We start from the raw sequence: 11065 nt of genomic DNA, 5'->3' as shown, positions 1-11065 counted from the left end.
CCGCAGTTGCAGGGCGGCCTGAGCCGCGCTGGCGCCCAGCAGCAAGGTGCCGGCCAGTAGCCAGGCGGCAATGCGCCTCACAGAGAGAGGATAGCTTCGGCGAGGACCTGGTCGCTGGCGTCGCGGGCTTCCGGCACGCGGGTTCGCAGGGTGTCGAAGGCGGCTTCCAGTTGAGCGCCACGAATCTCGCCATTGCTGGCGACGAAACTGGCAGCATCGTCGTGGGCTTCGCGTACGACTTTGGAGTCGCGGATGGACGTGGTGGTGTCCGAGGTGAAATCGATGGTACGGGCCGAGGCTCGGACGATGATGTTACTGGTGGCCTTCAGGGTTTGTGCCTGGGCAACACCGGCCAACAACAGCAGGCCGAGAGCGGCGGCGATCAGCGGGCTACGCATGGAATGACTCCGAAATACAAAGATGATTATTGGACGAGAATTGCTTGCGCCAGTTCAAGGTCACTGGCGTTAAGTTTTGGCTGGGTATGGCGCAGATAATCCAGCGCTGATTCCAGTCGGGCTCCCCGCCATTGGCCGTCAGTGGCAATGAAAGCGGCAGCGTCATCCTGGGCGGCCAGTATCAGTTTATGGTCGAACGGTGCGGAGGTCACTTTGCTGGTGGCATACGCACTGACAACGAGGCTCTGGGTGGACAGGTCAAAGGCCGGAGCTTGCGTGGACCAGCAGGTGCAAAACACTACGGGAGCGATCAACAGGCGGTATGAAAAAGCCATGGGACTCGACAACTGAAAACGAGCGCCAAGGCTAGCGCAATGCCCGGGCGAGAGCCAGCGCGGAGGGTTCGGGGAGCGCCTGGCGCCCCCTTTATCCCACCTGCGGTCAGATGGCCAGGATCGCCTGGGCCAGCTGCGCGTCAGTCGCGGTATTCAGTTGTGGAGCCTGTTGGCGGATCTGGGCCAGGGCGCTTTCCAGTTTTACGCCACGGATGGCGCCTTCGCTGGCAACGAAGCTGGCGGCGTCGTCACGGGCGGCACGTACGACCTTGTTGTCACGCAGGGAGGAAGTGGCATCGGAGGTGGCGTCTGAGGTGGCTTTCAGTGCGCCGACGATCGAATCCGTGGTCACGATCAGGCTGGAGGCGTTGGCATTGGCAGCCAGGGCCAGCAGGGCTGCAGCGCTCAGCAGGTGAAGACGGGACATGGGGTGACTCCTGTAAATGAACGAAAGGGTGGCACAAAGCTACTGCTTGAGCAGCGAGACCATGGGCATCAGACGCCCGTTCTACAGGGTTCGCCACGTGGTAGCCGGATATTAGCCGCCGCTTATCTGTTCGGATAGCTTCCTGCGGTGATTACTCGCGCCAGAACGATTTGGCCAGCTCAGATGCCCGGTCGCCGTGACTGATACCCGCATCGGACAATTCCCGCGGATCCAGTTGAGCCAGCAGCCTGCGTGTGCGGGCCCGTTGCCCCCAGCAGACGAGTGCTGCAGCGGTACGCTTGAGTAGCTGTATCAACCGAGGGTGTTGCTGGTTTTTGGTATTCATGACGCGCGCCTTCCATGAGGTCCTGGAACACCATCTTGGGCTGGAGGGTACTACCGGTACAGATACACGCGGGTTAAATTGTACTGCTTAATTGTTATTTTTTTTAAACTGTATCGGTCTGTAGAAAGCCGACTGTTTTCGCCATTGAAAATCCAAACCCCATAAACAACAAAACCCGCCGCCGGTTACCCGGGGCGGGTTCTGCTTTAACAATTCGGAGTGCTGGCGGTGGACCCGGTGGGTCAGGGCCAGCGGACGCTAATTAGCGCCAGAACGGCTTGCTCAGCTCTTCGTAGCGTTGTGCTTCGCTGATACCGGCGTCAGCCAGCAGACGCGAATCCAGACGAGCCAGTTGATGGCGGCTGGAGATGCGGCGCTGCCACAACATCAGGTTGGCGAGAACGCGCAGAGGCAGGGAAGCCTGGGTGTTTACAGCTTTTTCTTCGAAGAACAGATCGGAACTGAGTGTACGTTCCATGATGACATCCTTCCGCTTGTGGCGGGATTAGGTAGTGGTTTAACTGGTGCCAATGATCCTCCTCCCGCGCAAGACTCTCTAGATACAGTTCACCTGTATTGTGAGGGGCCAGTTAACTGTTTATAGGGGCTGTACTGTACGAAATTGGGGCAACTGTACCTGTCGGCACTTTTATGGTGCGTTTTAGGTGTTTATGGAGTTCGAGGTAGGATATTTCAGTAGGAAATGACCGGTACAGCAGTACAATTTTTTATAAAAATTGGGCTCGGAAGCTCGGGCTGATGAAACTGTGTTTGCATCAGCCCGAATCTGTATCAATCACGCCTTCAGCATATGCCCGGTTTCTTCCAGGTTGATGTGCCAACTCAGTGCTTCTCGCAGGATATGCGGGGTGTGCCCGCCCAGCACACAGGCTTGGGTGAAGTAGGTGTTCAGGGCATCGCGGTACGCCGGGTGCACACAGTTGTCGATGATGACCCGAGCCCGCTCCCGCGGCGCCAGGCCCCGCAGGTCCGCCAGGCCGACCTCGGTCACGAGGATGTCGACGTCATGCTCGGTATGGTCCACATGGCTGACCATTGGCACCACGCTGGAAATCGCGCCGGCCTTGGCAATCGACTTGGTGACAAAGATCGCCAGGTGCGCGTTGCGCGCAAAGTCGCCCGAGCCGCCAATTCCGTTCATCATCCGGGTGCCGCAGACGTGGGTGGAGTTGACGTTGCCATAGATGTCGAACTCCAGCGCGGTGTTAATGCCGATGATGCCCAGGCGCCGCACCACTTCCGGGTGATTGGAGATTTCCTGGGGCCGCAGCACCAATTTGTCTTTGTAGCGCTCCAGGTTGCCGAACACGTCGGCGTTGCGCCGTTCCGACAATGTGATCGAACTGCCTGAGGCAAAGCTCAGCTTGCCTGCGTCGATCAGGTCGAATGTGGAATCCTGGAGGACTTCCGAATACATCGTCAGGTCTTCGAAGGGCGACTCGATCAAACCGCACATCACCGCATTGGCAATGTTGCCGATGCCTGCCTGCAGCGGGCCGAGCTTGTTGGTCATGCGTCCGGCGTCGACTTCTTCTTTAAGGAAGTTGATCAGGTGATTGGCGATCGACTGGGTGTCGCTGTCGGGCGGCGTCACGGTGGAGGCCGAATCCGCCTGATTGGTGATGACGATCGCGACGATCTTTTCCGGCGGAATCGGAATCGCGGTGCTGCCGATACGGTCGTCCACGGCCACCAGCGGAATTGGCGTGCGGGTCGGGCGATAGCTCGGGATATAGATGTCGTGCAGGCCTTCCAGGTTCGGGTTATGCGCCATGTTGATCTCGACGATCACCTGTTTGGCGAAAATCGCGAAACTGGCGGAGTTGCCCACGGAAGTGGTTGGCACAATGTGGCCTTGCTCGGTGATCGCTACGGCTTCGATCACCGCGATGTCCGGTAGCTTGAGCTGATTGTTGCGCAGCTGCTCGACGGTTTCCGACAAATGCTGGTCGATAAACATCACCTCGCCGGCGTTGATCGCCTTGCGCAGGGTGCTATCTACCTGGAATGGCATGCGTCGCGACAGTACACCGGCTTCGGTCAGTTGCTTGTCCAGGTCGTTGCCCAGGCTGGCGCCGGTCATCAGGGTAATTTTCAGCGGTGATGTCTTGGCGCGTTCGGCCAAGGCGTGGGGCACGGCCTTGGCTTCACCGGCGCGGGTGAAGCCGCTCATGCCGACGGTCATGCCGTCCTGGATCAGTGCGGCAGCGTCAGCCGCGCTCATGACCTTGTTCAACAACGAAGGCAAGCGGATACGATCACGGTACATGGATTGTTATCTCGGGCTACGGAAGCAAGATGCGCAGTCTAGTGATTTCAAAAAATTTCGTCCCGCTACCATGGTCGAATGCCAGGCAGCGATTTAGAGCCTTTTGTCGGTTTTTACCGGCAATAAAAAACCCCAGCCTACTAAAGGCCAGGGTTTTGGGTATTGCGCTGGCGCAGTGTTTATTCGACGGCCTTGACCATGTCTTCGATGACCTTCTTGGCGTCGCCGAAGACCATCATGGTCTTGTCCAGGTAGAACAGTTCGTTGTCCAGGCCGGCATAGCCGCTGGCCATCGAGCGCTTGTTGACGATGATGGTCTTGGCCTTGAACGCTTCGAGGATCGGCATGCCCGCGATGGGCGACTTGGGATCGTTCTTGGCGGCCGGGTTGACTACGTCGTTGGCGCCTAGCACCAGCACCACGTCGGCCTGGCCGAACTCGGAGTTGATGTCTTCCATCTCGAACACCTGGTCGTAAGGCACTTCTGCCTCGGCCAGCAATACGTTCATGTGACCAGGCATACGGCCTGCAACCGGGTGGATCGCGTACTTCACGGTCACGCCGCGGTGGGTCAGCTTCTCGGTCAGCTCTTTCAGCGCATGTTGTGCCCGTGCCACCGCCAGGCCGTAGCCCGGTACGATGATTACGGTGTCGGCGTTGGTCAGCAGGAAGGTTGCATCGTCAGCCGAGCCGGATTTCACCGGGCGCGCTTCTTTCGAGCCGGCCGGGCCGGCGGCGTCTGCCGTGTTGCCGAAACCGCCGAGCAGTACATTAAAGAAGGAGCGGTTCATCGCCTTGCACATGATGTACGACAGGATCGCACCGCTTGAACCCACCAGCGAACCGGCGATGATCAGCATCGAGTTGTTCAGCGAGAAGCCGATCCCCGCCGCAGCCCAGCCGGAGTAGCTGTTGAGCATCGAGACGACCACCGGCATGTCGGCGCCGCCAATCGGGATAATGATCAGCACGCCCAGCACGAACGCCAGGGCCAGCATCAATGCGAAGGCGCTGAGGTTGCCGGTGAACATGAAGGCCAGGCCCAGGCCCAGCGTCAACAGCCCCAGCACCAGGTTCAGCTTGTGCTGACCGCCGAACTGTACTGGTGCGCCCTGAAACAGGCGGAACTTGTACTTACCCGACAGCTTGCCGAAGGCGATGACCGAGCCGGAGAACGTAATTGCACCGATGGCTGCACCGAGGAACAACTCCAGGCGGTTACCGGCGGGGATCGAATCCCCCAGGTGTTTCACGATACCCAGCGACTGTGGTTCCACGACGGCGGCGATGGCGATAAACACTGCAGCCAGGCCGATCATGCTGTGCATGAACGCCACCAGCTCCGGCATCTTGGTCATTTCCACGCGCTTGGCCATGATCGAGCCGGCGGTGCCGCCGACCAGCAGGCCAACGATGACGTAGCCAATGCCGGCAGTGGCCAGCTCGGCGCCGAGCTTATAGATAAGGCCCACGGTCGTGAGCACTGCCAGCGCCATGCCGAGCATGCCGAACAGGTTGCCGCGCCGGGACGTCGTCGGGTGTGACAGGCCTTTAAGGGCCTGGATAAAGCAGATCGACGCGATCAGGTAGAGCGTCGTGACCAGATTCATGCTCATGACGATGGCGCCTCTTCTTTTGCTTTCGGGGCTTTCTTCTTGAACATCTCAAGCATCCTGCGGGTAACCAGGAAGCCACCGAGCACGTTGACCGCCGCGAGGGCTACGGCCAGGGTGCCCATGGTCTTGCCCAGTGGTGTCACGGTGAGTGCGGCTGCCAGCATGGCGCCGACGATCACGATCGCCGAAATCGCATTGGTCACGGCCATCAGCGGGGTGTGCAGGGCCGGGGTGACGTTCCAGACCACGTGATAGCCGACATAAATCGCCAGCACGAAGATGATCAGGTTGTAGATACCGGGGGAAATAAGCTCTTCCATCGTCTGAATCCCTGCTTAGGCGTTTTTGCGGATGACTTGGCCGTCGCGGCACATCAGGCACGCGGCGACGATGTCGTCTTCGAGGTTGATTTCAAACTGCCCTTCCTTGGTGAAGACCAGCTTCAGGAAGTCCAGCAGGTTGCGTGCGTACAGCGCCGAGGCATCGGCGGCGACGGCGCCGGCCAGGTTGGTCGGGCCGCAGATGGTCACACCGTTTTCCACGACCACCTGGTCTGCCACGGTCAGCGGGCAGTTGCCGCCCTGGGCTGCGGCGAGGTCGATGACCACCGAGCCTGGCTTCATCTGTGCGACGGTCTCGGCGCTGAGCAGGGTCGGTGCCTTGCGGCCCGGAATCAGTGCGGTGGTGATGACGATGTCGGCTTGCTTGGCACGTTCATGCACGGCCAGGGCCTGGCGCTGCATCCAGCTTGTTGGCATTGGGCGCGCGTAACCGCCCACGCCAACCGCGCATTCACGTTCTTCATCAGTTTCGTATGGCACGTCGACGAACTTGGCGCCCAGGGATTCGATCTGTTCCTTTACCGCCGGACGCACGTCGGACGCTTCGATGACCGCACCCAGGCGTTTCGCGGTAGCGATCGCCTGCAGCCCTGCTACACCAGCTCCAAGAATCAGCACGCGAGCGGCTTTCACCGTACCGGCGGCGGTCATCAGCATTGGCATGAAGCGTGGGTAGTGATGGGCGGCGAGCAGTACAGCCTTGTAGCCGGCAATGTTTGCCTGGGAAGAAAGCACATCCAGGCTCTGCGCGCGGGAGGTGCGCGGCGCGGCCTCAAGGGCAAAGGCCGTGATGCCATGCTTGGCCAGTCGAGTGATGGTTTCGTTGCTGAACGGATTGAGCATGCCCACCAGCACTGCGCCGCTTTTGATCAGCGTCAGTTCGCTGTCATTGGGGGCGACCACCTTGAGGATCAGCTCGGCGCCGAATGCATCACTGGCGCTGCCAATGGTTGCGCCCGCTGCTTCATAGGCACTGTCGACGACACTGGCATTGATGCCTGCCCCGCTTTGCACAGTGACCTTGTGGCCCTGGCCGATCAGCTTCTTGATGGTTTCCGGGGTGGCAGCCACCCGCGTTTCACCGGTCTGGGTTTCGAGAGGAACACCAATGTGCACGTCAAATCTCCTGCATGATCTTTTTGCTTTGATTTTTGTAAAAGGCCAGTGCGCCACGACAGGCGAATCTGGGCGGCCGATCAGCACGATCCCGCTGAAATACAGCGGGGCGCGGCATTTTGCAGGCGAACTTTACGGCCTTCAAGAGATTATGACGGGTGACGAAAAATTAACTACAAGTCACCCCGTGACCGATTGTCGCAATGGATAGATTAAAGTCGTTTAAATACAGGAGATTAAAGAGTTTTTACCGAAATATCAGCGCATCTCCATCGCCGACGTGAATGCTTGGGCATCGCTGCAATTTTATGGCTACAGGCCAATACCTACATGGCTTAAAGGCCATTTCAGGGTCAAAAGATGCGGTCTTCTAAATTGCGACATATATATACATATGTAGGTATTTTATTTTGTTGACTACAAAGTTAATAAATTGACGAAGACCCTTTAGATATTGGGGTTGTAACGATGCGACTGATCAATCAGCCAGTCTCTGAACGCATGCAGAGAAGCTGATTCGACCTTTCTCTCGGGAATCATCAGGTAGTAAGCCTTTGAGCTCGCCAGTACCTGAGGGCTGGCAATCACCAAGTGCCCATCGCTCAGTTCCCTTTGAATAAGGAACGGCGGTATCAGTGCAATGCCCATATCGTGCATGGCTGCCTGGGACAACATGGAGAATAGCTCGTAACGCGGGCCTGTCATGTCGCGGGGTATGTCCAGCTGTTGCGCGTTGAACCACTGGCGCCAGGCATAGGGTCGAGTGGTTTGTTGTAGCAGGGGCAGTTCGGCGATTTCGTGTGCAGTGAAGTGCGTGCGACCGTCCAGCAAGCGCGGGCTGCATACAGGGAGCGGGTTTTCTCCCATCAGTTTGTGGGATTCGGTACCGGACCAGTCGGCATCGCCAAAGTAGATTGCCGCGTCGAATTCGGTATCGGCGAACAGGAAAGGCCGTGTGCGGTTGGTCAGGTTGACGGTGACTTCGGGATGCTGGTGCTGAAAGTCCTTGAGGCGTGGGATCAGCCATTGGGTGCCGAAGGTCGGGACCACCGCCAGTTCAATAACGTTGGTGCCCTGCTGTCCCATGATCGAAAGGGTGTCGCGTTCCACGGCGTCAAGTTGCGTAGCCACCCGGCGACTGTAGGAAAGCCCTGCTTCTGTCAGTTTCACGCCCCGGCGCGAGCGTCGAAACAGCTCGACACTTAAAAACTCCTCAAGACTGGCGATTTGTCGGCAGATTGCGCCCTGGGTGATCGAAAGCTCCTGTGCCGCCTTGGTAAAGCTCTCGTGGCGGGCTGCAGCCTCGAAACTGACCAGCGCCGTGGTGCTGGGAATTTTTCTGCGCATGTACCGTGACCTCACAAGTAAAGAGCATCTATGCCGCTTTTGAATGTTACGGAGTGAGAAATTAGCACAAGGCTATGCAAAATCCTCGTTTGCCCTCCTCGCCTGCCCGGCCTAGGCTCCATGCACGACTTTTGATTTACTTCGCGAGGACTCACTCATGGGCGGTAAGGCAAGCTTCAACTGGATCGATCCACTGCTGCTGGATTCACAGCTCACCGAAGAAGAACGCATGGTGCGCGACAGTGCCCAACAGTTCGCCCAGGACAAGCTGGCGCCCCGTGTTCTCGAAGCCTTCCGCCATGAAAAGACTGACCCTGCGATCTTCCGCGAAATGGGTGAGACCGGCCTGCTGGGGGCGATGATTCCAGAGCAGTACGGTGGCAGTGGATTGAACTACGTCAGCTATGGCCTGATCGCTCGTGAAGTAGAGCGTGTGGACTCTGGCTACCGTTCGATGATGAGTGTGCAGTCCTCACTGGTGATGGTGCCTATCAATGAATTCGGTACCGAAGCGCAAAAGCAGAAATACCTGCCGAAGCTGGCCTCTGGTGAATGGATTGGCTGCTTTGGCCTGACCGAGCCTAACCATGGTTCCGACCCGGGCGCGATGATTACCCGCGCGCGCAAAGTGGATGGCGGCTACAGCCTCACTGGCAGCAAGATGTGGATTACCAACAGCCCGATTGCGGATGTGTTCGTGGTGTGGGGCAAGGACGATGCGGGCGACATTCGCGGCTTCGTGCTGGAAAAGGGTTGGAAAGGCCTGAGTGCTCCGGCGATCCACGGCAAGGTCGGATTGCGCGCCTCGATCACCGGTGAAATCGTCATGGATAACGTGTTTGTTCCTGAAGAGAACATCTTCCCGGATGTGCGTGGCCTGAAAGGACCGTTCACTTGCCTTAACTCGGCACGCTACGGGATCTCGTGGGGTGCCTTGGGGGCCGCGGAGTTCTGCTGGCATACCGCGCGTCAGTACACTCTTGATCGCCAGCAGTTCGGGCGGCCTTTGGCGGCTACTCAACTGATCCAGAAGAAGCTCGCAGACATGCAGACTGAAATCACCCTGGCGCTGCAAGGATGCCTGCGGTTGGGTCGTATGAAGGATGAGGGCACTGCGGCTGTGGAAATCACCTCGATCATGAAGCGTAACTCGTGTGGCAAGTCGCTCGACATTGCCCGGATGGCGCGTGACATGCTCGGTGGTAACGGCATCTCGGATGAGTTCGGCATTGCCCGCCACCTGGTCAACCTTGAAGTGGTGAATACCTATGAGGGTACTCACGACGTGCATGCATTGATCCTGGGGCGAGCGCAAACCGGTATTCAGGCGTTCTATTAATAGGAGAACGACCATGGGCGCGCTTTCGCACCTGCGGGTACTGGATTTGTCGCGAGTGCTGGCGGGCCCTTGGGCCGGGCAGATACTTGCAGACCTTGGCGCTGAAGTGATCAAGGTCGAGCGGCCCGGGAGTGGCGACGACACTCGTGCCTGGGGGCCACCCTTCCTCAAGGATGCGTATGGGGAAAACACCACTGAGGCGGCGTATTACCTGTCTGCCAATCGCAACAAGGAATCGGTGACGATCGACTTCACGCGGCCGGAGGGCCAGAAGCTGGTGCGTGACCTGGCGGCGAAGTCCGACATTCTGATCGAGAACTTCAAGGTAGGCGGCTTGGCGGCCTATGGGTTGGACTATGAGTCGCTCAAGGAGATCAATCCGGAGTTGATCTACTGCTCGATTACCGGGTTTGGTCAAACCGGGCCCTATGCGACGCGGGCGGGCTACGACTTCATGATCCAGGGGCTTGGCGGGCTGATGAGCCTGACTGGCCGCCCGGAGGGTGAAGACGGCGCCGGACCGGTTAAGGTTGGCGTGGCGCTGACGGATATTCTTACGGGGCTTTACTCGACAGTTGCGATCCTGGCGGCCATGGCTCACCGGGATCATGATGGTGGCGGCCAGCATATCGATATGGCGTTGCTGGATGTGCAGGTGGCTTGTCTGGCTAATCAGGCGATGAACTACCTGACGACGGGCGTCTCTCCAAAGCGCCTGGGTAACGCTCATCCGAATATCGTTCCCTATCAGGATTTTCCTACGGCGGATGGCGACTTCATTCTTACTGTGGGTAATGATGGGCAGTTCCGCAAATTTGCCGAAGTGGCTGGGCAGCCCCAGTGGGCGGATGATCCTAGGTTTGCTACTAATAAGCTGCGAGTGGCTAACAGGGCGGTGCTGATTCCGTTGATCCGTCAGGCTACCGTGTTCAAGAGCACGGCTGAATGGGTGGCTCAGCTGGAGCGAGTAGGTGTGCCTTGCGGCCCGATCAATGACCTGGCGCAGGTGTTTGCCGATCCTCAGGTGAAAGCGCGCGGGTTGGCGATGCAGTTGCCTCATGCGTTGGCTGGTACTGTGCCCCAGGTGGCAAGTCCTATGCGCCTGTCCAAGACGCCTGTTGAATACCGCAGCGCACCTCCGCTGTTGGGTGAGCATACCCATCAGGTGCTGCAGCAAGTGCTGGGTTTGACGCCAGCGAATGTGTCGGCTTTGAGGGAGGCCGGGGTCATCTGAAGCTTCTCTTCTATATAGAGGGTTGTTGAGGCTCTCTATATGGAGGGAAGTTGGTCGGTTTTTAGCCAGAAATGCCTATTTGATAGAAAAGCTGAATTAAGGGTTGACGGCAGATTCTGGAAGTCTATAATTCGCCCCACTTCCGGCGCAGTCGAAACGGAAAACTCCTTGGTAAACAAAGAGTTATGTAGGTTTCGGCAGCGAGTTGCTTCAGGTCATCGAAGCCCAGAAGGAGTTAGTAAGGCAGTGTTGTTTAGCCCTATTAACGTTTCGATC

General features: G+C 58.2%; 12 protein-coding genes. 2 read left to right on the top strand and 10 right to left on the bottom strand.

Annotation, left to right across the window (positions count from 1 at the left end; translation table 11 throughout):
- Window positions 1-77 precede the first annotated feature (77 nt).
- The 10 genes from HX846_RS00830 to HX846_RS00785 all read right to left on the bottom strand — a co-directional run bounded on the left by HX846_RS00830 (window position 78) and on the right by HX846_RS00785 (window position 8216).
- Entirely contained in the window at window positions 78-398 is a 321-nt protein-coding gene (locus HX846_RS00830) for a DUF2388 domain-containing protein (protein ID WP_003214760.1), read from the bottom strand.
- A 26-nt stretch (window positions 399-424) separates the two neighbouring features.
- The gene (locus HX846_RS00825; protein ID WP_008439654.1) at window positions 425-733 is read right to left on the bottom strand and encodes a DUF2388 domain-containing protein; all 309 of its coding nucleotides are present in this window, start codon (window positions 731-733) and stop codon (window positions 425-427) included.
- A 106-nt stretch (window positions 734-839) separates the two neighbouring features.
- Complete coding sequence (locus HX846_RS00820; RefSeq protein WP_008439660.1) at window positions 840-1160, bottom strand: DUF2388 domain-containing protein; 321 nt, start codon at window positions 1158-1160, stop codon at window positions 840-842.
- Window positions 1161-1311: 151 nt separating this feature from the next.
- Window positions 1312-1506 carry a DUF1127 domain-containing protein gene (locus HX846_RS00815; protein WP_003214754.1) on the bottom strand — a complete coding sequence of 65 codons (195 nt, stop codon included), beginning with the start codon at window positions 1504-1506 and terminating at the stop codon, window positions 1312-1314.
- A 262-nt stretch (window positions 1507-1768) separates the two neighbouring features.
- Window positions 1769-1984 (bottom strand): DUF1127 domain-containing protein, encoded by a 216-nt coding sequence (locus HX846_RS00810; protein ID WP_003214752.1) that lies wholly within the window; start codon window positions 1982-1984, stop codon window positions 1769-1771.
- A 318-nt stretch (window positions 1985-2302) separates the two neighbouring features.
- Window positions 2303-3796, bottom strand: coding sequence for an acetyl-CoA hydrolase/transferase family protein (locus HX846_RS00805; RefSeq protein WP_087694539.1), 1494 nt, complete (start codon window positions 3794-3796; stop codon window positions 2303-2305).
- A 179-nt stretch (window positions 3797-3975) separates the two neighbouring features.
- On the bottom strand, window positions 3976-5412 hold the full coding sequence (locus tag HX846_RS00800; RefSeq protein ID WP_003214748.1) for an NAD(P)(+) transhydrogenase (Re/Si-specific) subunit beta: 1437 nt from the start codon (window positions 5410-5412) through the stop codon (window positions 3976-3978).
- Window positions 5409-5732 (bottom strand): NAD(P) transhydrogenase subunit alpha, encoded by a 324-nt coding sequence (locus HX846_RS00795; RefSeq protein WP_178964804.1) that lies wholly within the window; start codon window positions 5730-5732, stop codon window positions 5409-5411. The genes HX846_RS00800 and HX846_RS00795 overlap by 4 nt, the downstream gene beginning before the upstream one ends.
- A gap of 15 nt (window positions 5733-5747) precedes the next feature.
- A complete protein-coding gene (locus HX846_RS00790) occupies window positions 5748-6869 on the bottom strand; it encodes a Re/Si-specific NAD(P)(+) transhydrogenase subunit alpha (protein WP_178964803.1) in 1122 nt (373 codons plus the stop codon).
- A gap of 447 nt (window positions 6870-7316) precedes the next feature.
- A complete protein-coding gene (locus HX846_RS00785) occupies window positions 7317-8216 on the bottom strand; it encodes a LysR family transcriptional regulator (protein WP_168197498.1) in 900 nt (299 codons plus the stop codon).
- Window positions 8217-8373: 157 nt separating this feature from the next.
- Between HX846_RS00785 and HX846_RS00780 the strand changes: the two genes are divergently transcribed.
- Both HX846_RS00780 and HX846_RS00775 read left to right on the top strand, forming a co-directional pair.
- On the top strand, window positions 8374-9555 hold the full coding sequence (locus tag HX846_RS00780) for an acyl-CoA dehydrogenase (protein ID WP_003214743.1): 1182 nt from the start codon (window positions 8374-8376) through the stop codon (window positions 9553-9555).
- 13 nt (window positions 9556-9568) lie between these two features.
- Window positions 9569-10789: a CaiB/BaiF CoA-transferase family protein gene (locus HX846_RS00775; RefSeq protein WP_177116525.1), complete on the top strand. Its 1221-nt coding sequence runs from the start codon at window positions 9569-9571 to the stop codon at window positions 10787-10789.
- Window positions 10790-11065: the final 276 nt, after the last annotated feature.

Origin of the sequence: Pseudomonas sp. K5002 (genome assembly GCF_013386655.1) — a bacterium.
In the GTDB taxonomy this organism is placed as follows: domain Bacteria; phylum Pseudomonadota; class Gammaproteobacteria; order Pseudomonadales; family Pseudomonadaceae; genus Aquipseudomonas.
The sequence above is the reverse complement of the archived record's forward strand: the minus strand, read 5'-3'. Positions and strand labels throughout refer to the sequence as shown.

Excerpts from the sequence above, each read along its gene's own strand:
- HX846_RS00780 (WP_003214743.1), top strand. The coding sequence starts at position 8,374 with ATGGGCGGTAAGGCAAGCTTCAACTGGATCGATCCACTGCTGCTGGAT.
- HX846_RS00830 (WP_003214760.1), bottom strand. The coding sequence starts at position 398 with ATGCGTAGCCCGCTGATCGCCGCCGCTCTCGGCCTGCTGTTGTTGGCC.
- HX846_RS00785 (WP_168197498.1), bottom strand. The coding sequence starts at position 8,216 with ATGCGCAGAAAAATTCCCAGCACCACGGCGCTGGTCAGTTTCGAGGCT.
- HX846_RS00795 (WP_178964804.1), bottom strand. The coding sequence starts at position 5,732 with ATGGAAGAGCTTATTTCCCCCGGTATCTACAACCTGATCATCTTCGTG.
- HX846_RS00825 (WP_008439654.1), bottom strand. The coding sequence starts at position 733 with ATGGCTTTTTCATACCGCCTGTTGATCGCTCCCGTAGTGTTTTGCACC.
- HX846_RS00820 (WP_008439660.1), bottom strand. The coding sequence starts at position 1,160 with ATGTCCCGTCTTCACCTGCTGAGCGCTGCAGCCCTGCTGGCCCTGGCT.
- HX846_RS00815 (WP_003214754.1), bottom strand. The coding sequence starts at position 1,506 with ATGAATACCAAAAACCAGCAACACCCTCGGTTGATACAGCTACTCAAG.
- HX846_RS00805 (WP_087694539.1), bottom strand. The coding sequence starts at position 3,796 with ATGTACCGTGATCGTATCCGCTTGCCTTCGTTGTTGAACAAGGTCATG.
- HX846_RS00775 (WP_177116525.1), top strand. The coding sequence starts at position 9,569 with ATGGGCGCGCTTTCGCACCTGCGGGTACTGGATTTGTCGCGAGTGCTG.
- HX846_RS00810 (WP_003214752.1), bottom strand. The coding sequence starts at position 1,984 with ATGGAACGTACACTCAGTTCCGATCTGTTCTTCGAAGAAAAAGCTGTA.
- HX846_RS00800 (WP_003214748.1), bottom strand. The coding sequence starts at position 5,412 with ATGAGCATGAATCTGGTCACGACGCTCTACCTGATCGCGTCGATCTGC.